This is a genomic window from Pseudomonas sp. NPDC089743 (assembly GCF_044748785.1).
Lineage (GTDB): Bacteria > Pseudomonadota > Gammaproteobacteria > Pseudomonadales > Pseudomonadaceae > Aquipseudomonas > Aquipseudomonas putida_X.
Genome location: NZ_JBIVGS010000008.1, coordinates 246163 through 267796 on the forward strand (window position 1 = coordinate 246163; position 21634 = coordinate 267796).

Annotated in this window: 18 protein-coding genes and 3 pseudogenes; 6 read left to right on the plus strand and 15 right to left on the minus strand. The window is 59.1% G+C overall.

Going from position 1 to position 21634, the window contains the following annotated elements; all coding sequences use genetic code 11:
* The first annotated feature begins 101 nt into the window (after window positions 1-101).
* Complete coding sequence (locus ACIPZC_RS16755; protein WP_241803509.1) at window positions 102-581, plus strand: carboxymuconolactone decarboxylase family protein; 480 nt, start codon at window positions 102-104, stop codon at window positions 579-581.
* Here ACIPZC_RS16755 and ACIPZC_RS16760 read toward each other — a convergent pair.
* Window positions 574-2010, minus strand: coding sequence for a PLP-dependent aminotransferase family protein (locus ACIPZC_RS16760; RefSeq protein ID WP_400628247.1), 1437 nt, complete (start codon window positions 2008-2010; stop codon window positions 574-576). The genes ACIPZC_RS16755 and ACIPZC_RS16760 overlap by 8 nt on opposite strands.
* Window positions 2011-2100: 90 nt before the next feature.
* Here ACIPZC_RS16760 and ACIPZC_RS16765 point away from each other — a divergent pair, with 90 nt between their 5' ends.
* The 3 genes from ACIPZC_RS16765 to ACIPZC_RS16775 all read left to right on the plus strand — a co-directional run bounded on the left by ACIPZC_RS16765 (window position 2101) and on the right by ACIPZC_RS16775 (window position 3770).
* On the plus strand, window positions 2101-2583 hold the full coding sequence (locus ACIPZC_RS16765; RefSeq protein WP_241803511.1) for a GNAT family N-acetyltransferase: 483 nt from the start codon (window positions 2101-2103) through the stop codon (window positions 2581-2583).
* 29 nt (window positions 2584-2612) lie between these two features.
* Window positions 2613-3290: an FMN-dependent NADH-azoreductase gene (locus tag ACIPZC_RS16770; RefSeq protein WP_400628249.1), complete on the plus strand. Its 678-nt coding sequence runs from the start codon at window positions 2613-2615 to the stop codon at window positions 3288-3290.
* Between the two features lie 228 nt (window positions 3291-3518).
* A complete protein-coding gene (locus tag ACIPZC_RS16775) occupies window positions 3519-3770 on the plus strand; it encodes a helix-hairpin-helix domain-containing protein (protein ID WP_400628251.1) in 252 nt (83 codons plus the stop codon).
* 205 nt (window positions 3771-3975) lie between these two features.
* Here the strand turns inward: ACIPZC_RS16775 and ACIPZC_RS16780 are convergent, their stop codons facing one another.
* The 6 genes and pseudogenes from ACIPZC_RS16780 to ACIPZC_RS16805 form a co-directional block, all read right to left on the minus strand.
* Window positions 3976-5520, minus strand: a complete 1545-nt coding sequence (locus tag ACIPZC_RS16780) for a DUF2875 family protein (RefSeq protein ID WP_400628253.1) — start codon at window positions 5518-5520, stop codon at window positions 3976-3978.
* A gap of 112 nt (window positions 5521-5632) precedes the next feature.
* Window positions 5633-7256 (minus strand): annotated as a pseudogene (locus tag ACIPZC_RS16785) (DUF2875 family protein).
* Between the two features lie 39 nt (window positions 7257-7295).
* Window positions 7296-7565, minus strand: a complete 270-nt coding sequence (locus ACIPZC_RS16790; RefSeq protein ID WP_400628255.1) for a PAAR domain-containing protein — start codon at window positions 7563-7565, stop codon at window positions 7296-7298.
* A gap of 2 nt (window positions 7566-7567) precedes the next feature.
* Window positions 7568-9250, minus strand: coding sequence for a DUF2875 family protein (locus ACIPZC_RS16795; RefSeq protein ID WP_400628257.1), 1683 nt, complete (start codon window positions 9248-9250; stop codon window positions 7568-7570).
* Complete coding sequence (locus tag ACIPZC_RS16800) at window positions 9247-11271, minus strand: DUF3274 domain-containing protein (RefSeq protein WP_400628259.1); 2025 nt, start codon at window positions 11269-11271, stop codon at window positions 9247-9249. Before ACIPZC_RS16800 ends, ACIPZC_RS16795 begins: the two co-directional genes overlap by 4 nt.
* Window positions 11268-13822, minus strand: a pseudogene (locus ACIPZC_RS16805) (type VI secretion system Vgr family protein). Before ACIPZC_RS16805 ends, ACIPZC_RS16800 begins: the two are co-directional and overlap by 4 nt.
* 774 nt (window positions 13823-14596) lie before the next feature.
* On the opposite strand from ACIPZC_RS16805, the pseudogene ACIPZC_RS16810 reads away from it, so the two are divergent.
* Together ACIPZC_RS16810 and ACIPZC_RS16815 are read left to right on the plus strand one after the other, a co-directional pair.
* Window positions 14597-14791 (plus strand): annotated as a pseudogene (locus tag ACIPZC_RS16810) (site-specific integrase); the annotation flags it as partial.
* A gap of 401 nt (window positions 14792-15192) precedes the next feature.
* Complete coding sequence (locus ACIPZC_RS16815; RefSeq protein ID WP_400628261.1) at window positions 15193-15636, plus strand: hypothetical protein; 444 nt, start codon at window positions 15193-15195, stop codon at window positions 15634-15636.
* 156 nt (window positions 15637-15792) lie between these two features.
* Here the strand turns inward: ACIPZC_RS16815 and ACIPZC_RS16820 are convergent, their stop codons facing one another.
* The 8 genes from ACIPZC_RS16820 to ACIPZC_RS16855 all read right to left on the minus strand — a co-directional run.
* Entirely contained in the window at window positions 15793-16098 is a 306-nt protein-coding gene (locus ACIPZC_RS16820; RefSeq protein ID WP_400628263.1) for a hypothetical protein, read from the minus strand.
* Window positions 16095-16388 (minus strand): hypothetical protein, encoded by a 294-nt coding sequence (locus tag ACIPZC_RS16825; protein WP_400628265.1) that lies wholly within the window; start codon window positions 16386-16388, stop codon window positions 16095-16097. Before ACIPZC_RS16825 ends, ACIPZC_RS16820 begins: the two co-directional genes overlap by 4 nt.
* Window positions 16389-16451: 63 nt before the next feature.
* Entirely contained in the window at window positions 16452-16955 is a 504-nt protein-coding gene (locus tag ACIPZC_RS16830) for a DUF2514 domain-containing protein (RefSeq protein WP_400628267.1), read from the minus strand.
* Window positions 16952-17395, minus strand: coding sequence for a structural protein P5 (locus tag ACIPZC_RS16835; RefSeq protein ID WP_400628269.1), 444 nt, complete (start codon window positions 17393-17395; stop codon window positions 16952-16954). Before ACIPZC_RS16835 ends, ACIPZC_RS16830 begins: the two co-directional genes overlap by 4 nt.
* Before the next feature lie 68 nt (window positions 17396-17463).
* Complete coding sequence (locus ACIPZC_RS16840) at window positions 17464-19155, minus strand: tail fiber domain-containing protein (protein WP_400628271.1); 1692 nt, start codon at window positions 19153-19155, stop codon at window positions 17464-17466.
* Between the two features lie 12 nt (window positions 19156-19167).
* Window positions 19168-19875: a hypothetical protein gene (locus tag ACIPZC_RS16845; RefSeq protein ID WP_400628273.1), complete on the minus strand. Its 708-nt coding sequence runs from the start codon at window positions 19873-19875 to the stop codon at window positions 19168-19170.
* Window positions 19875-20126 carry a hypothetical protein gene (locus tag ACIPZC_RS16850; RefSeq protein WP_400628275.1) on the minus strand — a complete coding sequence of 84 codons (252 nt, stop codon included), beginning with the start codon at window positions 20124-20126 and terminating at the stop codon, window positions 19875-19877. Before ACIPZC_RS16850 ends, ACIPZC_RS16845 begins: the two co-directional genes overlap by 1 nt.
* Window positions 20127-20173: 47 nt before the next feature.
* Window positions 20174-21634: DUF1983 domain-containing protein (locus ACIPZC_RS16855; RefSeq protein ID WP_400628277.1), on the minus strand; the 1461-nt coding region annotated here is incomplete at its 5' end.

Genomic DNA, 21634 nt, shown 5'->3' on the forward strand with positions numbered 1-21634 from the left:
ACATGGCCTAGTTCGAAATCACCCTCTTGGCCCTGTGGGGCTAGTCCAAGCGTAGCTACAGTGGGCGCCAACGAACACCAACCCACTGCGAGTAACTCCCCATGAACAACCGCCTTGACTACTTCAAGCTGTCTCCCCAAGCGTCCAACAAATTGGTCGAGCTCACCCTGCAGCTGAGCAAGAAGCCGCCACTGGCCGAGCTTGCCCACCTGATCATGCTACGGGCTTCGCAGCTCAACGGCTGTGCGTTCTGCGTGGATATGCATGTGAAAGAGGCCAAGATCCATGGCGAGCGCGAGCTGCGTCTTCACCATGTCGCCGTCTGGCGTGAATCGCAGCTGTTCTCGCCAGTAGAGCGAGCGGCGCTGGAGTGGACTGAAGCCCTGACCCAGCTGCCGCCTCATGGTGTTTCCAACAGCCTGTATGCACGTGTGCGCGAGCAGTTTTCCGAGCAGGAGCTGTCGGACTTGACGTTCCTGATCGTTGCCATCAATGGCTGGAATCGCCTCAATGTGGCGTTCCAGGCGGTCCCGGGCTCGTCCGATGAGCTGTTCGGCCTGAACAAGGCCAACCTCAACTGAGGAGCTGGCTGATCAAAGTGCCAAGCTGCTCGCCCGGAGCAGCCGTGGCACAGTTGGTAAAACTCAGCAGCAGGCCTGACTGGCGCTGCGATGAGGCAGCCCAGCGCGACAACGCTTGTACCGACATGCCTTTGGCCAGCAGCTGCTCGGCCAGGGCTGTGTCGCTCACCTCCTCCGGCAAACGCAGTACCAGGTGCATGCCGCCTGGAGAGCGCTCCACCTGCATACCCCTGGGCAATGTTCGCTCCAGCGCTTCGATGGTCACCGCGCGTCGCTCGTTGTACAGTCGGCGCATGCGTTGAATATGCCGAGCGAAGTGCCCCTCGGCAGCGAACACCGCCACCAAGGCCTGGGTAATGGACGGTGATCCGGCCGCGAACAAGGCTCGGCCCACGCGCTCGAACGCTGCCACCTGAGCCTGCGGCACCACCAGGTAAGCCAGCCGAATGCCAGGGAACAGCACCTTACTGAAGGTGCCGGCATACAGCACGCGCCCATGGCGATCCAGGCTGGCCAGCGCAGGAAGTGGACGACTGACGTAGCGATACTCGCCGTCGTAATCGTCCTCGACGATCCAGGCACCGGTGCGGGCAGCCCAATCCAGTAGCAACTGTCGGCGCGGCAGCGACAGCGCCATGGACAGCGGGCTCTGATGCCCCGGTGTCACCATGGCCACCTGAGCCGGCCGAGAAACGGCGATGGCCTGCTCCACATTCATTCCATCGGCATCGACCGGCACCGCTTCGAGCGCCAAGCCGAACTGGCGAAGCACCTGGCGCGTAGTGGGATAGCCCGGGTCTTCCACCCAGGCGCGCTCGCCTGGCTGCAACAAGGTATGCGCGACCAACGACAGGCTATTGCGCCAACCGCTGGTGATGAACACCTGATGAGCACCGCAATCGATACCTCGGGACACCTGCAGATACGAGGCGATGGCGCTGCGCAACGCCGCCAGGCCGTGGGGGGCCGGATAGTCCAGGTCCCCCAGGCGCATCCCGCGCAGATACCGAGCACCGAGGCGCGCCCATATCTTGCGCGGAAATGCATCCAGCGCCGGCACCCCCATCTGGAACGGCAACAGTTGCGGCGGACGCCAGAGCGAATCAGCACAGTCTTCGATCACTGGGCTGCTGACCGGTAACGCGGTGGCCGTCGATACAGGCTTCTGCAGTTCGGGGTTGACCACGGTGCCTTTCTGCCCGAGCGCCAGAAGGTAACCCTCGCTGACCAGCAGCGAATAGGCCAGTTCGACGGTACCACGGGCCACCCCCAGGTCCTTGGCCATGGCGCGCGCCGACGGCAAGCGGTCACCAGGAGACAACGTGCCGGCGGCAACGGCAGCCAGCACGCGGTCGTAGAGTTGACGATACAGAGGCAAACCGGACTGCTCTTGCAAGGGCGCAAAAGGCGGCGTGGGGGGAGTCATCATGGCCTAGTTCATATCCCGTTTCTTGGCTCAAGCAAGTGGGTCATTGCACGTTCACTATAGCGCCATCAGCTACTGATGAGGCTAACCCCCATGACATTCACTTCGCACAACTTCGTACCCAGCGTGCTCGATCTGAACGACACCGCCCTGCGTCCCTTGGACAGCACCCAAGACCTGCGCAGCGCATTCCCGGTAATGCAGCAATTGCGCCCACACCTGACCAGCGAAGCCGACTTCATCAGCCGCATCGAGCGTATGCGCGTTGAAGGCTATCGCCTGATTGGCGCCTACGACTCAGGCGTTCTCGTGGCGCTGGCGGGTTACCGCCTCCAGGAAAACCTGGTCTACGGCGCATTCCTGTATGTCGATGACCTGGTAACCGCCGAGGCTCAGCGCGGTGGTCATTGGGGTTCGCGCTTATTGCAGGGCTTGGAACGACTGGCCCGTGCCAGCGGTTGTGCACGCCTGGTGCTCGACACGGGTTTGGCTAACGCCCGCGCACAACGGTTCTACTTCCGCGAAGGCCTGTTGACCGGTGCTCTGCGCTTTCAAAAACAGTTCGTTACGCCATAACCCCCTACGCTTCCAAGGAGGCAACCAGCATGACAACGTCCCAGCAGCCACTTGCTCCTGTGCGTATTCTTCGCCTGATCGCCAGCCCCAATGCAGACGCTTCTGAAAGTTTGAAACTGTCCCAGCAGATCCTGTTCGCCCTGGCCAACCAATCCGGCAGAAGGGGCATCCAGTTGACCAATCTTGACCTCAACACCTTGGCCCCAGTCGATGCGCCATATGCCCAGGCGTTAGCCAATCAGGGCGTGGTCGTAGCGAGCAGCCAGGAAGGTACGTTGAGCCGTTCCGACGAATTGATCGACCAACTGCAGGCTTGCGACGTACTGCTGATCGCCACGCCGATGCACAACTACAGCGTGCCCGCCTCGCTCAAGACGTGGATCGACCAAGTGGTGCGCGTGGGCAAAACGTTTCTCGGCACCGCCAAAGGCAAGGTGGGCACGCTGGCGGATCGGCCGGTTTACGTCGCCATAGCCAGCGGTGGCGCGATCAGCGGCTCAAATGCCCGGCAACCCGATTTTCTGCGCCCCTACCTGTCCGCCGTCCTCGCCACCATTGGGCTGAATCACGTGGACTACTTTACCGTTGAAGGTACGGCCAAGGGGGTGGAGTCACTGAATACTGGAAGAGAAACAGCGTACGGTGAAGTGCAGGCGTTCTTCAGTAAGAGTAGGCAAAGAGTGGATCAAGTCTGTAGTCCGCGTTAAGACCAACCGGTCGACGCGCCCGCACTGGCGGTGTAGATCGCCATGGGCAAATTCCTGGCCTGGTCGGCGTCCATGTTCGCTGGCCTGCGGCAGAGACTCGAATCGATTCTTGGGCGGTGTTGGCTCAGCCGTGATGTTCTGCCTGCACGCACTTGTATCGCTTGTAGCGGCGCCATTCAGCATAAGGCAATATTCGGGCGGTCAACATCGCATAAAAGGATTGCATGGATGCCGTTTTCACCGAAGGAACGTGCTGCACTATTAGCCCTTAAGGGCGTAGGCCCAACCGTCATCACCAGACTTGAGCAGTTGGGTATCGAATCAATGTTCGAGCTGAGCAGGGCCAGCGTTACCGACATCTTGGCCCGGACATCCGCTGCCGTAGGGTCGACATGCTGGAAAAATAGTCCTCAAGCAAAAACAGCGGTGACCGCCGCCGTCGAGCTTGCGAAAGGCGCGTTAACGAATAGCTCATCCTGACTTGGCCACGCTTTTGGGCATTTCAGCGTGGGGATGATGAAGGCGTAGCCATGGCGCTGATGTCGCGGTGCAGGGCGTGTAACTGGCCATGGCCCTCGTGAATGCGACAGGGGTGACAACTGGGCTAATGTAGCGATCCACTCGGTCCGAGCGCGTGACCAGTTGGCCAGTCATGCTTTCGATCCGCGGATGAGGATGGGACGGTTCATGCCTTGGGTCGTCCGGCACTTGGCAGGCCGTACTTGAAGGGGTCAGCGCCACGGTTCTGCTGGTTTTTCGCTTTGCGTGCCTCATCTGGCGGGCTGATCATCTGCACGGTGAGGCTGCCGTCGCTGCCGGCGTACACCACGGCGCTGGCACCGCCGTCGTGGTAGCTGGCGATGGTGGCCAGGTTGATTTCCACCAGCGCGCTGCTGACGCCGGTATTGCCCAGCCGTCGACCGATGTCATAGCCCTCGTCGACATTGCCCACGTCCAGGCCATGGCCGTCGGTATTGAGGCTGTGCAAGGCGTTGGTCAGGGCGATTTCTGCTTCAGCGTTGTTAGTGGTGTCGTAGAACACGCGCACCGGTTTTTGCCCAGCGGGCAGCGTGTCGAGGGCCTTGAGCCAACCTGCTTGCAAGGCCTTGGCCTGCAACGCGGGTTTGAGGCGCTTGCCGTGCTCGTCCTGCATGGAAACCTTGATCGGACGGTGCAGGTAGCCCAGCACTGGCGCTGCGTCGAACTCCTTCAACTGGTGTTCGGCCCAACGCACGGGCAGCCAGGGGGACGGTTCGAAATGGCCTGGGCCCCGGTTGTCGATGGTTTTCCACAAGTTAGGTAGCTGCGATTGCCAGTAGGCGCTGGACATGGTGGTCGGGCCTAGCAAGATTTTAACGCCTTTGGCATTCTCAGCGGCTTCATACCAGTCCATGAATGCCCTACTCCGGTCCCAATAAAACGCCCACAATTTCCCGAAGTCAGTTTGTTTGTCCTGATTGTCCTCGGCGTCATGGCTGACGAAGGGGCGCACGTAGCGATCCACTCGCTCTGAACGCGTGACCAGCAGGCCAGTCGCGTTTTCGTAGATCGTCGGAACCACGTGGCCATTCTGCAATCCCGGTGTGCCGGGCTTGCGATAACCGTTTCGTGTCACGTCACCGTCTCGGCTCGCGATCAAAGCCTGTGGCACCTTCGGGTTATCGTCAAAAAACGTAAACAGTCGCTCGATCATGCCTTGCGCATGGGTAGTGCTTTCATCGTCTTGCCACAGAAACTGGGTAACGCCCAAGGTTGCAGCATTACGGCCTGAATTGATCAGGCCCGCGGCGCTATAGGAGCTGTCGTAGGGGGCAGGCGGCCCCAGCGCAAACACCGGGATTGGCCAGTACGCTACTGCCTCACCTGCCGAGTTTTTGAATGCGATACGGACTTTGATGTTTGCAGAGTTTCTCCTGGAGGTTAGTGACGGGTTGTAGTCCTTCGCGTCCTGCGAGTAGATCGAAGAAAATTTGTCGTTCTTTTTCTGGATAAACTGCCAGATTTCGGACTGGCCGTCAGTGTAAATTCCAAGTCCCGCTCCCCGAATTTCCAGAGCGTAGGTCCGCGCTTGCATGGCCAATTGTTCAGCGTTTCTGGCCTCTATCTGGTTTCGATAATTGGCAAGCTCTGCCTTCTCACTGGCCAGGGCATTGCCCCACCAGTGAGTGCCAAAGATCACCAGCAGCGGGCCGACAATAGCGGCAATGCCCCAGGCCATGACGGGTTTCATGTTGCGAAGTACCATGTCGCATTCCTGTGCTTTTTTGGACAATCCAACAGAGCCAGAGCACAAGCTGCACTCCGGGGATCCGCTGATGAGTCACCCAGGCAGATGGGAGGTTTCATGCCTTGGGTCGCCCGACACTTGGGAGGCCATACTTGAAGGGGTCAGCGCCACGGTTCTGCTGGTTTTTCGCCTTGCGTGCCTCATCGGGCGGGCTGATCATCTGCACGGTGAGGCTGCCGTCGCTGCCGGCGTACACCACGGCACTGGCACCGCCGTCGTGGTAGCTGGCGATGGTGGCCAGGTTGATTTCCACCAGCGCGCTGCTGACGCCGGTATTGCCCAGGCGTCGACCGATGTCATAGCCCTCGTCGACATTGCCCACGTCCAGGCCATGGCCGTCGGTATTGAGGCTGTGCAAGGCGTTGGTCAGGGCGATTTCTGCTTCAGCGTTGTTAGTGGTGTCGTAGAACACGCGCACCGGTTTTTGCCCAGCGGGCAGCGTGTCGAGGGCCTTGAGCCAACCTGCTTGCAAGGCCTTGGCCTGCAACGCGGGTTTGAGGCGCTTGCCGTGCTCGTCCTGCATGGAAACCTTGATCGGACGGTGCAGGTAGCCCAGCACTGGCGCTGCGTCGAACTCTTTCAGTTGGTGTTCGGCCCAACGCACGGGCAGCCAGGGGGACGGTTCGAAATGGCCTGGGCCACGGTTGTCGATGGTTTTCCACAAGTTAGGTAGTTGCGATTGCCAGTAGGCGGTCGACATAGTGCTGGGGGGGATAGAGACTTTAGCGCCTTTGGCACGCTCGGCCGCTACATACCACTCCGTAAATGCTCTGTTCCGGTCCCAGTAAAATGCCCACAGCTTGCCCAGGTCAGTGTTTTTGTCCTGATTATCCTCGGCGTCTTGGGTGACGAAAGGGCGCACGTAGCGGTCAACCCGGTCTGAGCGCGTGACCAGAAGGCCAGTCATACTCTCGTAGATCGTCGGAACCACATGGCCATCCTGCAATCCCGGTGTGCCGGGTTTGCGGTAAGGGTCTCGTGTTACGTCACCGTCACGGCTTGCGATCAAGGCCTGTGGCACCTTGGGGTTATCGTCAAAAAACGTGAACAGCCGCTCGATCATGCCTTGCGCATGGGCCGTGCTCTCATCGTCTTGCCACAGGAACTGGGTAACGCCCAAGGTTGCAGCATTACGACCTGAACTGATCAGGCCCGATGCACTGAAACCGCTTGCGTAAGGATCAGGCGGCCCTAGCGCAAACACCGGGATTGGCCAGTATGCCACTGATTCACCCGCTGAATTTTTGAATGCGATACGGACTTTGATGCCTGCAGAGTTTCTCCTGGAGGTTAGTGAAGGGTTGTAGTCTTTCGCGTCCTGCGAGTAAATCGAAGAAAAATTGTCGTTTTTCTTTTTTATGAACTGCCAGATTTTGGACTGGCCGTCTGTGTAAATTCCAAGTCCCACTCCCCGAATTTCCAGGGCGTAGGTCCGCGCTTGTGTGGCCTGCTGTTCGGCGTTTTTGGCCTCTATCTGTTTTCGATAATTGGCAAGCTCTGCCTTCTCACTTGCCAGGACATTGCCCCACCAGTGAGTGCCAAAGATCACCAGCAGCGGGCCGACAATAGCGGCAATGCCCCAGGCCATGACGGGTTTCATGTTGCGAAGTACCATGTCGCACTCCTGTGCTTTTTTGGACAATCCAACAGAGCCAGAGCACAAGCTGCACTCCGGCGATCCGCTGATGAGGTTTGAAGTCGGGCGGTCTGACTCGTGACTACTCGACGCTCACAGTCAGCGCATGGCTGGCCACGCCGTGGCACCCGCATGCCAGCCGATGGCCTTGCAGCACCACCGGCTTACCATTCATGCGTCGGCTTGGATGCCCTTCGATAAAGGCAAAAACCCCTTTGTGAAGCGGGCAACTGGCCTTGTCGCCCAGCACCGCTGGCGTTTTGCCGTTGACGGTGTGGGTGCCAGCCAGTTGGCATGACAGCACGCTGCCCCCGCTGCTGGTGGGGTCGCCCAGGCAGATCGGATGGCTCATGCCTAGGATCGTCCGACACTTGGCAGGCCATACTTGAAGGGGTCAGCGCCACGGTTCTGCTGGTTTTTCGCCTTGCGTGCCTCATCGGGCGGGCTGATCATCTGCACGGTGAGGCTGCCGTCGCTGCCGGCGTACACCACGGCGCTGGCACCGCCGTCGTGGTAGCTGGCGATGGTGGCCAGGTTGATTTCCACCAGCGCGCTGCTGACGCCGGTATTGCCCAGGCGTCGACCGATGTCATAGCCCTCGTCGACATTGCCCACGTCCAGGCCATGGCCGTCGGTATTGAGGCTGTGCAAGGCGTTGGTCAGGGCGATTTCTGCTTCAGCGTTGTTAGTGGTGTCGTAGAACACGCGCACCGGTTTTTGCCCAGCGGGCAGCGTGTCGAGGGCCTTGAGCCAACCTGCTTGCAAGGCCTTGGCCTGCAACGCGGGTTTGAGGCGCTTGCCGTGCTCGTCCTGCATGGAAACCTTGATCGGACGGTGCAGATAGCCCAGCACTGGCGCTGCGTCGAACTCTTTCAGTTGGTGTTCGGCCCAGCGCACGGGCAGCCAGGGGGACGGTTCGAAATGGCCTGGGCCACGGTTATCGATGGTTTTCCACAAGTTAGGTAGTTGCGATTGCCAGTAGGCGCTGGACATGGTGCTCGGGTCTTCCGAGACTTCGGTGCCTTTGGCGAGCTCGGCGGCTTCATACCAGTCTGTAAATGCCCTGTCCCGGTTCCAGTAAAACGCCCACAACTTGCCAAAGTCAGTTTTTTTGTCCTGATTGTCCTCGGCGTCACGGGTGACGAACGGGCGAATGTAGCGATTCACTCGGTCCGAGCGCGTGACCAGCAGGCCAGTCGCGTTTTCGTAGATAGTCGGTACCACGTGGCCATTTTGCAATCCCGGTGTGCCCGGTTTGCGATAAGGGTCCCGCGCAACATCACCATCCTGGCTCGCGATCAAGGCCTGTGGCACCTTGGGGTTATCGTCGAAAAACGTGAACAGTCGTTCGATCATGCCTTGCGCATGGGTAGTGTTTTCATCGTCTTGCCACAGAAACTGTGTAACGCCCAAGGTCGCCGCATTACGCCCTTCATTGATCAGGCCTGCAGCTCTGTAGCCCTTTGCGTAGGGATCTGGCGGCCCAAGCGCAAACACCGGGATTGGCCAGTATGCCACTGATTCACCTGCTGAATTCTTGAATGCGATACGGACTTTGATGCCTGCAGAGTTCCTCCTGGAGGTTAGTGACGGGTTGTAGTCTTTCGCGTCCTGCGAGTAAATCGAAGAAAAATTGTCGTTTTTCTTTTTTATGAACTGCCAGATTTTGGACTGGCCGTCTGTGTAAATTCCAAGTCCCACTCCCCGAATTTCCAGGGCGTAGGTCCGCGCTTGTGTGGCAAGTTGTTCAGCGTTTCTGGCCTCTATCTGGTTTCGATAATTGGCAAGCTCTGCCTTCTCACTTGCCAGGGCACTGCCCCACCAGTGAGTGCCAAAGATAACCAGCAGCGGGCCGACAATAGCGGCAACGCCCCAGGCCATGACGGGTTTCATGTCGCGAAGTACCATGCCGGCTTCCTGTGCTTTGAGTTGGATAATCCAGATAAAGCTGAGCCAGAGGGCAATTAGCACTCCGGCGATCAGCCGATAAGGTTTCAGGTTAGGGCGTGACTTAGAGTAGGTGGAATAGTTCTTCATCGGCCAACTCCTTTTACAGGTGCATCGACTACCAGGGACGGCGGTGTTAGCGAGACCAACTCAGAAGACGGAAACACGCCCCGTTGATAATACTTACTGCAGGCAGTTACCAATGCCTGAGCCTCCCTACTCAGTCGCAACCAACCAGGTAATTCTTTGATTATCTCAAAGTACTTTTTATCCAACTTCCAATCCGCAATCGCAACCAACACCTCTCGCATAGCCGGATCATCGAGGCTATGCGCCTGGCCAATAGCGATGTCCATCGCCGTTACCCAGCGTTGGTTCTCCGGGCTGCGCAGAACGGCTGAGTGGTAGCTGTTAGGGTCCATCTCGGCCGGATCTAAGGGCATTCGGGCCTTGATTTCATTGGGCGTCTCTTCGCGGAAAATGACGTAATGATCCTGGGTCTTCAGCATTGCATTACCCGATACCGGTTGTTGACGTATGGCTGCAGTTTGATCGCCGGGCTCTTTGCCGCTGTTCCACCGGGCACGTTCTTCTTCCAGGTCGATTCGGGTAGGGTTGGTACGCACCTTGAACCATTTGAACTTGGCCTCCGGGTTGCCCAGCGCGGAGCGGATGCTCACGTCATCAGGGCTGTCCAGGCCTGCCTGGGTGGGGGTGCCGGTTACTGCCTCGCCGCCAAACATTTGTGGCGCATGGGGCGGGTTCAAGGGTTCGGCATTGATCAGGCGCTCTTCACCTTTCGCGATTGATGCTTGTGAGGCCACGGCGGCGGCCGACCAGCCGCCAGGGTAGCGGGGTTCACCCTCGGCACGCAGCACAGTTTGTTGAATGGCTTCGCCGACCAGTACCGGCTCGCCGTTGCGATGACGCTTGGTCCACATGCGCTGGTAAAAGCGCAAGGACTGCAACGCCGCCATCGCCGGTTTACCGTCAGCCAAGGCATTGGGTACCCCATAGGTACCGATGCCATGAACGTCGTCCAGGGCGACCGTGGTGTCGTCCGGGCAAAAGTACAGGTACACCTTGCCGCGGTTGTCACGTTCGGGGAAAACGGTCAGGTTACCCACCTTGTCCTTGCGCGAGCCCTGTGTGGGTGACCACTTGGGGCCCGTGCGACCGCCGTAGGTCTTGCTGTCCCTGAGCGCGGACAACGGCGGCTGGGCATGGGGTGCCTGGGTGACTGCGGTGGCGATGTTGATCAATGTCGCGAGTGTGTCGTGGCCTTTGGGTGTGGCCTTTGGCAGCACACTGTAAGGCGTGTCCACCATGATGACGGTGTCGGCACAGCGTTGGCCCTTGTCGATCAGCATGGCTTGAGCAAGCAGGGTAATCAAGGTGCCTTGACTGTGGCCCATGATGGTGATGGTTTCATCAGGCGATACACGGCGGATCTCACTGACCAACATGGCCAAACGCGTTGCTGCGAACACAAAGTAACGCCGGTGGGGCCCTTTTCCCATGTACTGGGTGTTGGATAGTGTGACTTGCGCAACGTGCCGGATAAGCTTGGCAAAGCCTTGGCTGTACATTTCCAGCAGGTTGTTGGTGGCGTTGGCGAAAAAACCGCCGCCCTTGGCAAAGTGCCGGTCCAGACGGTTCTCGAACACGTCCTGATATTGGTCGCGCAGTTTGGTCGGGTCGTTATTTTTATCGCGCTTGATCTCGCCAGGCTCGGCGCGATAGCCCCAATAAAACGGGATCATCAGGCTGCGGGTATTGGGGTCGGCCGTGTCTCGCTGATAAAGAAACGTGTCTGGATCGTCGAGTGTGGCTTTGTGATCTTCACCGAGGTCCTGAATCGGAATTTTTTTTGCAGCATTGTAGTCAGCCCCATACCGCCCCGCCTTAAGATCAGGCCGATCCAAACGCTCATTCACCCCCTGACACAACCCCGTCTCCACCGATTCGTATGAAGCCCCCGGGTCATTCACGCCGTGCAAGAAGATCACCACCCCTGGCAGGTCGGCGGGCACCTCCATTTTGCGTTCGGTACTGAAATTGGGTACCAGCCGGGTGACGCTTTCAGCCACGGTAATTTGATCGCCACTCATTGGCTGCCTCCTTTGCTACCGACGCTGCGCAAGGCAGCTACTTGCGCCTGGTGCATCGCTTCGCGCTCGACGTGTTCGGTGAGCCCGCTGGCGTCGGTCAACCCTTGCACGGTGCTGCCGTCTTCGAGTTTGATTTGGTAGGCGTGGTCAACGGCCATTCGCACGCTGTCGTCGGCGTGCCCCGGGTAGTGGAAGGCCAGGCGTTGCGCCGCCGGGTCGCGGGTGAATGCCGGCACCTGGGCGCTGTCGGTGTTGGGGCCGACCCAGTCATGCTCACTGGCCTGGACGATTACCTTGCCTTGGCTGCCGATTTCGACGCCGCCACCGATCTTGATGTAACTGCCGTCATCGGCCACCAGGCGAATGGTGGGTGCGGTGACGACTACCTCGCCTTCTGCGGCCGACAGGTGCAGGTTCTTTTGCGCGTTGGCGGTGATGTCGTCTTCCTGGGCCTGGACCAGCACTTTGCCGCGGTTGGCGATGGCATTGATGCCCTCATCCTGGGCGAAGGCAGTGATGCCCTTGCCGGCTTGCAGGCGCATGGCGGCGCCGCTGGTCAACTGCAGATGGTCCTGTGCGGTGGTGTCGTGGTTGGCGCCGGCATAGTGGATTTGCGAGCGCGGTGTGGCACTGGCAATACCCGCCTGGGCCGCAACGGCCATGACGGGCTCGCCCGCACCGTCGCTGTCGGGCGCTGGCCACTGTTCAGCGCCTGGCTCAAGGCGTCCATGCCCTCGCTGTGCACCGCTGCCCCGCCTCGCGCGGCGGCGGTTTGCCCGAGGCTTTTGAACAACTCCCCACACTCGGCCAGCAGCGTGAGCAGTTCTTCGCGGTCCAGCTGCGCGCCCTTGGCGTCCTGCCGTGCATAGGTGGTCAGCAACATGCCTTGGGCGGCGCGCAGGGCAATCGCGGCGTCGGTGCGCAATTCGGCACCGTTGCCACGGGCCTTGGCCTGGCCGTCAGTACGTGGCTCGGTGAGTTTGCCCAGATTGAGCGCTGTGGCCTGGTGCGTGGTGCCGACGCGGGCACGCAAAGCGCCCGGTGTGTCGTCGAACAACAGCTCGTTGAAACCGCGGCCCTTGTGCTCCTGGGTCTGGATGCCGGAAAGCGCGCGGTTGCCTGGCAGGCCCGAGGCTTTGCTGAAGCGCGGCGGTGTCTGCTCGGCGTTGTACAGCACAGAGGTGACCACGGGGCGGTCGATATCGCCTGCCAGGAAGGTGACCAGTACTTCCTGGCCGATCCGTGGCAAGAACTGATGGCCAAAACCTCCACCAGCGCTGGGCATCGCCACACGCACCCAGGTGGTACCCTGCGGCAGGCTGTCGCCGCGCTGCCAGTGAAACCTGACCTGGATCCGCGCCAGCTCGTCGGTGAAGACTTCTTCGCCCTCCGGCCCGACCACGATCGCACTGAGCGGCCCGTTGACGGTGGGGCGCGGCACGGTGAGCGGGTGGCGGTAAGGGATGCTTCGGCGAATGCAGACAAACTGGTTGTCGTAACCTGCAGGCTCATCCGAGAAATAGTTGTTGCGCCCCCGGTGCTCGACCGACACGAGCAGGAACTGGCGAGCTTCTGGCGCACCGTCCTCATGGTCGAAGTGCTGGGTCAGTTCGAACGTGTAGCCCGCACGCATGGCCCGGCAGTTGCTGGTGCCGGTGAAGGTCTTGGCCTGGGCTTCGATGACCTCCAGGTGGCGGCGGACCAGCGCCTCGCCCTCGTCAGGCAGGCGATGACTGTAGGCCCCGAGGAAATCGTACACCTCGTAGGGCGCAACATCGCCCTGTTCATTGAGGCTGCCCATGTGGATGGGCAGCGGATTTCTTGGCTGCTTGTAATCGAACGTCTGGATGGCCATCTTGCCCGATTGCAATACCCGGTGGCTGCGCCATTGGGTGATCGAGTCACTGGTTTCGGTGACAAAGGCGCTGTGGTAGCGGATTTGCGGTTGTTCGGGCAACGCCTGCAGAGCCTGGGATTCATCCATGATGATCAGGTTGTGCCCGTCCCTGCCGTGATCGAAGTAGAAGAACAGGCCGTCCTGCTCCAGCAAGCGCAACACGAAATCCAGGTCGGTTTCGCGATACTGGGTTATGTAACTGTGGGACTTGAGAGGCTTCAGCAGGCGGAACTCGAATGTGCCCAGCCCGCCGTAATGCTCGAAAATGGTGCGGATGACCGTTTCAATGGTCTGCTCTTGAAAGATCCGCGAGTCAACGCGTCGCGTCAGCATCCACAGCCACGGGCTCAGTGTCGCGCTGTAACGCGCCAGGCCACCGTCGCTGCCCAGCAGGTTGAACCGGGTGATGTGACCATGGATGTGGCGTACGCCGCCGTTGGCCAGCTCGATGTCGAGACAGGCAGGTTGGCCGATCAACGATTTGAGTTCGAGCCTGGCATCCTGGCTGATCAACGACAGCTCGAAGCTGAACAGCGTGGATAACCCTTCACTGCTGCTGAAATGCTCCAGCAACAACGTCTGGTCATCTCGGATGGGAGTGGTGAGTTTGATCAGCCGGCGGTTCTGTGGTGCAAAGATACTCGTCAATTCCATCAACGATATTACTCCCTGTTAAAACTAGCTGCGGAAAGTATCACAGGGCCCCGGAGGATCAACCCCATCGGGGCAAGTCAGAATTTGACAAACTGTGACGGTCGTCCCATTGACAGCGTTTTTCGCTTACCACCGACAGCTTCACCGACGTGGGTGGTGGGTGTCTAAGGCCGGCTACCCAGCAAGGCGGAATGTGACGACACAGGCCAGGCAATCCGCGTGTGGCTGCCGTTCTACCCTGACGATTGGCGCTGGGTCAGCGATGACGGTGCACAATAGGGCATCTGCGTCCATACCCCATGTATTGGACGCCTTTGGCAGGGAGATCAGGGTAAACAACGAGGTGAGCGAAATCGCAAGAAACCGGGCGGTTGCCAGGTTCGGTGACGCGCAACGCCCTAGTGGCAAGGTGCGCAAGCATGTCCATAGCTGATGAAGCGCTTTTATCGCAGCGAGACAGGGCACCACCAACCGGGCTTCTGGCTGGATGGGGCTAAGCTGGTGCTACAGGGAAGCTATTCGGCATGCCGATTACCTTTGGCCCTCACACGGATGCGGCGTACACCATTGAGTACAAGCCCTGAAGTGTCTGCAGGGTAGTTCACCAGCGAGGGTCACCCTCGGCTTGCCAGGTAGTACATCCCTCCGGCGAGCGTCGTTAAGACGATGCCGTCAAATACCTCGCCAAAAGCGGCTTTACCTTAGAGCCTTGCGTCGATCTGCGCGGCCAGAAAGAAAATTGCGATGAATAAAACGGTGCCCGCGATGCGCCAATGCCGCCACACCTATGCGACAATACGCTCAATGTCTGGTCTCAACCCCACATTTATCGCCCAACAGCTCGGGCATGGCGTGCAGATGCTCTCATCGACTTATGCGCGCTGGATTAACTCGTCCAACGACTGGCAGGAGCCGGAAACGCTCCAGATGGGTCCGAAATTGGTCCGCAGCTGCGAAGAAGCCACGTAAGTTATTGATAGGTAAGTTCCTTGATCTCCACCGCTAACATCACCATGCGATTATTTTCGCGGTTTTGAGCGGTGTTGAGTGCCTGTTTTCGCGGGCTCCAGCCTCTCCACAACGCACCAAAACGCATACATTGGCCCAAAAATTGGCCCAAGGCTTGAGCTGGAAACTCACCTGCGCGCTTGGTGCTTCTCAGCGGTTTTCAAGACCGTAAGATAGGTCCTTTACCAATGCGAACTGTAGGTACGAATCGATTCCAAAACAAAGACGGAACGGCACGGCTACAAGCCGCATTCGGCAAGGGCCTCGATTCCAGTTTTGGAATCGATTTCGGCCGTGATCGAGCGCCACTAGACATGGGGCTGAGGCCGCTATAGCGTTATCGCTCATTTAGGAGATATCAAATGGCCATTGACGCAGTAAAAAAGGGTTTTATTGAGGGTCTGAAGTTCATGAACAGCCCGACCTCCTATTTGGTCGACGCGTTCGAAGAATCCGTGAAGGAGCGACCGGAACCAGCAGGAATCGACGAACTCAGGGTGGAGACTGAGCGGCGAGAGCTTGAAATGCGGATGTCCGAAGCCGAAGCCAGGGTTGCCCAAGAGTTGGCTATCGCAAGGCGCATCGAGACGGCTTACGAGGTGGAGATGACTGAGTACTTCGAATACGCTGGGAAAGGCCATGTTGGCGTGAGCGCAGAAGGTGAGGCCTTTAGCATTGGCGCCGGCGGCTCCGGGCGGCGCGTCAGCAAAAGGAAGTTCGTTTTTAAAGGGCACCCAGATTTGGCTCAAATTGAGGGCGCCCTTGAGCGCATCCAAGCGTCACCTGCAGCAGTCGATAACGCTTAAGTTCATGTGCCGGAAATAGCTCCGGTACTGCAGCAGTAGTGTGAGAAACAGACTCTAGGCCGCGCAGTTCGCGGCCTATGCATCTGACCTGTCTAATATGCATTGGCTAGTTTGACCGACTTTCGCCCAGTAAAACCGAGTAGCTTTAGCTCAGTTTTAGACAGCTGAACCACCCTTCCCTGGCGTTCTGCCGACTACGATCCGACCTGGCTCGTGCTCAACCCAATCCTCATATTCAAAAAGGCCAATGTGCCAAGCCTCCTCGTGCTCGAGCAGCGCCCACACCCTTGCCGCCTCCGCGAGCTCCAGCATGTCGCACAGGCATCCATCATCCACTTCACGGCGTCGGCGGGCGGCGAAGGCCATCTCGCTGAGCACGGCCGCGCGGCCGTCAGGGTCCGTGACCAAGGCACACCGGTCCTCAAGCTCATCCAGCCAGGCTCTTGGTAGTCGGTTCATCATTCAGCCCTGCACCACCAGGACTGCGCATAAATTACGCCGTCGATCTCCTCCATCCCAGTGATGTTCATGCCGAGTTGAGCCATGCCGTTGACCTTGGCGTCGAGCAAGCGCGGGATGATGTCCGGCCCTGGAGTTGGGTTGAACACCCACGCCTGGGTCGCGACTCGGCCCAGCACTTCGCTGTGATGGTCACCAATGTGGATGTCAGCCTTCAGTGGCCTGATGGTCCTGAGCTGATCGGAGGGGATGGCCACGCCATTCACGCGGCGGCGAACGAGGAGGAAGTACATGGGGCACCGACACTGTATATGGATACAGTATCGTAAGCGCACGCCCCTTCAGCGGCAACTCGATCAGCCGGGCGGCGTTAGGGCATCGTACTCACGCTCGCACTGACGGCCGGCTGACCGGGCGGCGTCATGAGCTTTCGCCAGTTCTCCCGCTCGAGCATCAGCCCGTGCGAGCAGGTCGGAGAGCACCATGGCGGCGCGGGTGGCTGCCTGGCCTCGGGCGACAGCGGCGGTATCCGCGCCGGGGCAACTGATGGTGGCGGCAAACTTGGCGCTTTCGTCGCGCAGCCGCTGGCCAGCAGCATCGGCGCCAGCAGCGCCAGCATCAGCAATCGTTCTTTCTTCCTGAGCATGAGCTCTTGCCTCCTCCTGCGCCATGGCGCGTCGTTGTTCTTCCTGGCGGGCGCTGCGCTCGCCGATCACCTCGGCCAAGCGGTCGCCGCTGTCGCGCTGAGCTGAAGCCTGGGCGGCCTCGGCCCGCTCCACTGACCGGCCGTGCTGGTACACACCCCAGTAGGAAGCGAGCAGCGCCAGCAGCAGCGCTGACCTGATGAGCCAAGACTTCATGCCAGCGCCCTCCGCACCCCTTCATCAATGATCGCCGGCGGGTATGGGTTGCCGCCGTTCTCGTGGATGATGATGCTGACCACCATCCCGCGCAGCGTGGCGGGGTCCTTGATGTTGATCGGGTCGGTGGTGCACACGCCGATCCGCTTGGCCACGGCGACAGCGTAGGCCTGGGTGTCATTCTCGTTGTTGGGCGCCCAGCGGTTGATGGTTTCGAGTACGGTGTCGATGCCCTTCCCGCCCACGCCGGGCATGCCGTCTTTGCCCCGATAGTTGATCAACAGCTTGCCCAGAGCTCGGATGCCGTTCTCGGGCGTGTCGAAGATGGCGAAGCGGCCACTAGGCTCCTTGCCGACCTGGCCCTGCCAGTCGTTGCGGGGGTTGAAATCTATGTTGCCGGGGTTGCGGTTGCGCACGCCCCGGGGCTGGGATTGGGTCATGGGTTTTCTCCAGGCAAAAAAATACCGCCAGGCGGCGGTGGGGGATTTAGTAAAGAGCGATGCAGCAATCAACCCATGGCTGCCTCAAGTGCTGCGAGGCGGGCTTCGAACCCAGCAGCAATAAACATGTTGAGCTCGTCGAAACGGAAGGAGAATCGGTTACCAGCGGGAGTGATTAGGCGGCGAGAGGCAGGCTCGGTCACTACAATCACGACCTCCCCCGCATTCGTTTGTACTTCAGACTCCACCAATTCTCCCGTAACTGGATCTTCAGCCATCTCGGCTCCATATACCGGGTCGGCCGGAACTGTGCTTTCGACAGCTGGGATGTCTTCCCATTTGTCTTCCCACTGGTCATAGCAAACGAACCCGTACTCAAATGGGTCCAAACCGTGAGCCTCCATGATTTCTATGGCTCGCTGAACGGTCATACCGATGTGGTCACGTGCACCGCTCCCCTTTTCCTGAATAGAAGCCAGCCATTTGTAAGCTCCGATTTCCTTACCTAGTTCTTTTGCTGCTGCAATCTCAGGTGCCGTAAGTCGGCGTACCGGCGTCTTCTCCCGGCCGTCAGAGGTGTTGATCGCGCCAGTTGCTGAATAGACGACAGACCATCGAGAGCTAGCGCCACCCAAACCTCTTGCCGCATCACTGTTGGGGGCTAATGGCGTAGTCAAGGGTAAAGCGCTCGCGTTATATGTGCTGAGCACCTGAGACCAGTTCTGCTGCCCATCCGGCGTGTTGGCATATCGATAGAAAAAGGCATTACCGGTACTTACGGCAATTTGCATTCGCCTGTTGTCGGCATAGCCCATATCGATACCAACTGAGTTAGTGCCGAATGGGGAGTCCGGGGCCGAGGACGCCCACCCCGTGAACTTGTTACCTTGCCATACCGTAGACGCAGTCTCCAAATTCGTATTTATCCCTACCCCTAGGTCACCACGCCCGAGAAGCGTTTTCCAATCAGACCAAGTTCCAGTGCCATAAGTGGTTCTGAATCGCATGTCACCAATTGTGGTACTGGAATAGCTCATTGCCATCTGGGAGCGCACCGAAGGGGAGCGATAGAAGTTCAACCCCATCGGATACAGCACAGTTTTTGCGAGTAGCTCCTGTGGTGCGGCTCCCCAATCAGGGGGCAATGAATCTTGAGTAGAAAATAACGAGTGCGATACCAACGATTCCAGGGGCGTCGAGCTAGACATAGTGCTACTCGAAGTCCCTACTCCATGGTCACCGACACGGAGCGCACGCCCTGCTGTGTTATCAGTCATCGACGTTGTCGCGGTAAGAAGCGCTGCGGTACCCAACCCCGCCGTGCTGCGCAGTGATGCCGCGTCGGCTAGGTTCCACAAGCCACGGCCGAAGGCAGTCGACGCTTGCACGGCCATTGCTGTGGTAGACGTCATGTACGGCACGCCATTGGCAGTCATCGCCAGCGCCTGCAGCGCCTGCAAAATAGTGCCGCCCAGCCCAAGGGTGGTGCGCTGAGCAGCGGCGTCGGCGTCGTCAAGCAGTGCACGGCCTGCTGCGGTGAGCGGGGCCATGGCTAGTGTGTTGGCACCTGTGCTGTACATCAGCTGGTTGGCGGCCCATACCGAGGCGGAAATCGCACTTAGTTTGGCATTGGTCGGTTGGTTGACTGTGCCATCGTAAAGCTCGGTAAAGTTGGCGTTGGTTTTCTGGAACGCCGTGCGGGCATCATCCCCGTCCAGGCCACTGGGTGCTGTGCCGAGGGCGATAACTTGCTTGGCCATGTGGCCTCCTATTTAGAATCCTGTCACATCGGCAATCAGCGAACTGCCGCCGGTGTAGTAACGGTCGTAAGACGGTGGTGCAGGCGGCACGGGGGCATACCAAGGCGCATCCATGGCCATGTATGGATATAGACTTGTCACAGTCACCCCATCCGATCTGCAATAGAGCAGATAGGTGTACCAAGCATGTAAATAATACGGAACCTCTCCAGAGGTAGATGGGATGAAATCAGATGTCCATCTACCCATGAACTGCGGAAAATTAACCGCATATTTTTTCCCGGCTGGATGGTTGTAGCTCGCACTGCCGGTGAACGACGGGATAACCCCCTTCACTTTGCAAAACTTGGATGCAGCATCAAATACAAGCTCGCCAGCCGGGTTCCATATTTGCAGGCCGTATAGAGAGGCTGCTGGCGGCTGCTTGCGGAAAATAAAGACCTCTACCGTGACCCCCAGCGCCCTGGTCACGACAATACAACGGTTGTTGCCGTTGGTTTCGATCCGCCGAACCATAAAGCCGAACTCGCTCGTGCAATGAACAAACACAAGGTCCTGCGGTGACGCCACATAGAACTGAACACCGCGTACGAACAAGCCATCGAACGAGATGTTGTCGGTGGAGGTTAGCGACTGCTTACTGATCATCGCGAAGTTGACCCAGGTGTCATCAATCTGAACCAATCCATCTGGCGTGAAGACTTGAAGACCTGCAGGCATCAGAACACCCCGACCGTTATGTATGAGGGCGACTGGTTCTTGTTAGCCTCAAAGGTCCAAGTGATCGTTTCCGCCGACTGATTGATCGAAATGGCCGGCACAAACAAAGCCAGTGAGCCTTGAGTAGAGGACACTGGCGTCGCAGCAAAAAACGGTGTTCCCGAGCTCAACCCAGGCACAGAAGCAGAGCCCGATGATGCTCCCGTGTAGACCGTTCCAAGCATCTTGGCCAGCCGGTCTGTGATATCCACGACTATGTTCCCGGCCTCATCCCAAACCTGTAAACCTGCGGTCATTGTTACCCCCAAAGCCCGAGCCGAACCCGCATACGTGCGGTGTCGTAGACGGTCAGTGCTTGATTGGTGATGTTCATCCGGCCCATTCCAGGCCGAACCCCGTTTATCTCAAACTCATTCGTCACGAAGTTGATGCGGATGCCCTGAGAGCCTGCAACGTAGTTGGAGCTGCGCAGCTCCCCGGTGATGATCAGGTTGATGATGTCGGCTTGGTTGATGATTGCGCTGTTCATAAACACTTGGCCGTTCTGGATGGCAAACACCGACTTCGGCGTGCCGCCGGGCTGGTGCATGACGGAGAACAAGTTGGCCAGGAAAATCACCATCGACTGCATGCCGTCTGGCGTGTTCTCCACCCCGATGCCCATCCCCGCACCGTAGTAGCGGCCGTTCACGTCGACGCCCACCTTGATGTTGCGGGTGGCCGACACGTTGCCCTCCAGATCGACCAGGGCCTCGGACGTGTCCTGCACCAAGGCCTCGGTGCTCCCTACCCGGCTGCTCAGTTGCGTTACAGAACTGCTGATCGCCTGATCGGCGTTCGCCCGGGTCTGCGCCTCGGTGACGATCGCCGCTTCGTTGTCACCGATCTTTGAATTGGCATTCGTGATCTGGACAGTCAAAGCCTCATCCGCCGTGGCTCGCGCAGTAACCTCTTGCTGTAACCGGGCCTCGGTGCCATCGACCTTCGCCGACACCGTGGTGATCTGAGTGGCCAGGGCCTCGTCGGCGGCTACCCGCGCGTACGCCTCCTGCTCGAACCGCGCATTGAGGTCATCACCGATTTGCGCCTCCACTGTGTCGATACGACGGCTCAGGGCCATGTCGGCACTGCTGAAGGCGCTGTAGATCGACGACGCCGTCGCGCGCACGCCGGAGTCGCCTGCCTTCCAGTTGGTCGCGCCAGCCATGCGCGGGAAGACCTGGGTCTCTACCCCGATTACTCGAGTAGCCATGGCCGCCAGCTGGCCGTCGATCTCCTCCACGCTGGTCTCAACAGCATCCAGACGCAGTGCCAGCGCGGTAACCATGTCGCCAAGCGAGGCATAGTCGCCTATGTATTCCCAGTAGCTGCCGTTGGTCACAGGCGTACCAGCTGGAACGTCCTGCTTGGCGCGGTACAGCTTGCCCTCCAGCTTGACCAGCGAGCCGGCCAAATAGGTTTGGCCGGCATCCCAGTCCGGCGCGCCAACCACATCAGCCAACTGGGCCTGCAACGAATCGATCTGGTTCTGCAAGGCGAGATCGCCAGCTGTCAGCCGATCATTGACCGACCCAGGCCCCTCACCGCTGATCTTCTCGATTTCCTTGAGCAGGTCCTGGCCAAGCTGTGTCTCGGTGATCTTGCCGGTGATGTAGTCGAGGATTTCATCAGCATCGGCGCTGGATTGACCATAAACCCAATCGGACCAAGGACCGATGTTGCCGGTGCGGTCGACAAGGCGAGCCCGGAACCAGCGCAC

Bases quoted from the DNA above. Each gene is read 5' to 3' on its own strand.
- ACIPZC_RS16795 (WP_400628257.1), bottom strand. From the start codon at position 9,250: ATGAAGAACTATTCCACCTACTCTAAGTCACGCCCTAACCTGAAACCT.
- ACIPZC_RS16790 (WP_400628255.1), bottom strand. From the start codon at position 7,565: ATGAGCCATCCGATCTGCCTGGGCGACCCCACCAGCAGCGGGGGCAGC.
- ACIPZC_RS16760 (WP_400628247.1), bottom strand. From the start codon at position 2,010: ATGATGACTCCCCCCACGCCGCCTTTTGCGCCCTTGCAAGAGCAGTCC.
- ACIPZC_RS16845 (WP_400628273.1), bottom strand. From the start codon at position 19,875: ATGCCTGCAGGTCTTCAAGTCTTCACGCCAGATGGATTGGTTCAGATT.
- ACIPZC_RS16765 (WP_241803511.1), top strand. From the start codon at position 2,101: ATGACATTCACTTCGCACAACTTCGTACCCAGCGTGCTCGATCTGAAC.
- ACIPZC_RS16825 (WP_400628265.1), bottom strand. From the start codon at position 16,388: ATGTACTTCCTCCTCGTTCGCCGCCGCGTGAATGGCGTGGCCATCCCC.
- ACIPZC_RS16770 (WP_400628249.1), top strand. From the start codon at position 2,613: ATGACAACGTCCCAGCAGCCACTTGCTCCTGTGCGTATTCTTCGCCTG.
- ACIPZC_RS16755 (WP_241803509.1), top strand. From the start codon at position 102: ATGAACAACCGCCTTGACTACTTCAAGCTGTCTCCCCAAGCGTCCAAC.
- ACIPZC_RS16830 (WP_400628267.1), bottom strand. From the start codon at position 16,955: ATGAAGTCTTGGCTCATCAGGTCAGCGCTGCTGCTGGCGCTGCTCGCT.
- ACIPZC_RS16780 (WP_400628253.1), bottom strand. From the start codon at position 5,520: ATGAAACCCGTCATGGCCTGGGGCATTGCCGCTATTGTCGGCCCGCTG.
- ACIPZC_RS16800 (WP_400628259.1), bottom strand. From the start codon at position 11,271: ATGAGTGGCGATCAAATTACCGTGGCTGAAAGCGTCACCCGGCTGGTA.
- ACIPZC_RS16840 (WP_400628271.1), bottom strand. From the start codon at position 19,155: ATGGCCAAGCAAGTTATCGCCCTCGGCACAGCACCCAGTGGCCTGGAC.
- ACIPZC_RS16820 (WP_400628263.1), bottom strand. From the start codon at position 16,098: ATGATGAACCGACTACCAAGAGCCTGGCTGGATGAGCTTGAGGACCGG.
- ACIPZC_RS16775 (WP_400628251.1), top strand. From the start codon at position 3,519: ATGCCGTTTTCACCGAAGGAACGTGCTGCACTATTAGCCCTTAAGGGC.
- ACIPZC_RS16835 (WP_400628269.1), bottom strand. From the start codon at position 17,395: ATGACCCAATCCCAGCCCCGGGGCGTGCGCAACCGCAACCCCGGCAAC.
- ACIPZC_RS16815 (WP_400628261.1), top strand. From the start codon at position 15,193: ATGGCCATTGACGCAGTAAAAAAGGGTTTTATTGAGGGTCTGAAGTTC.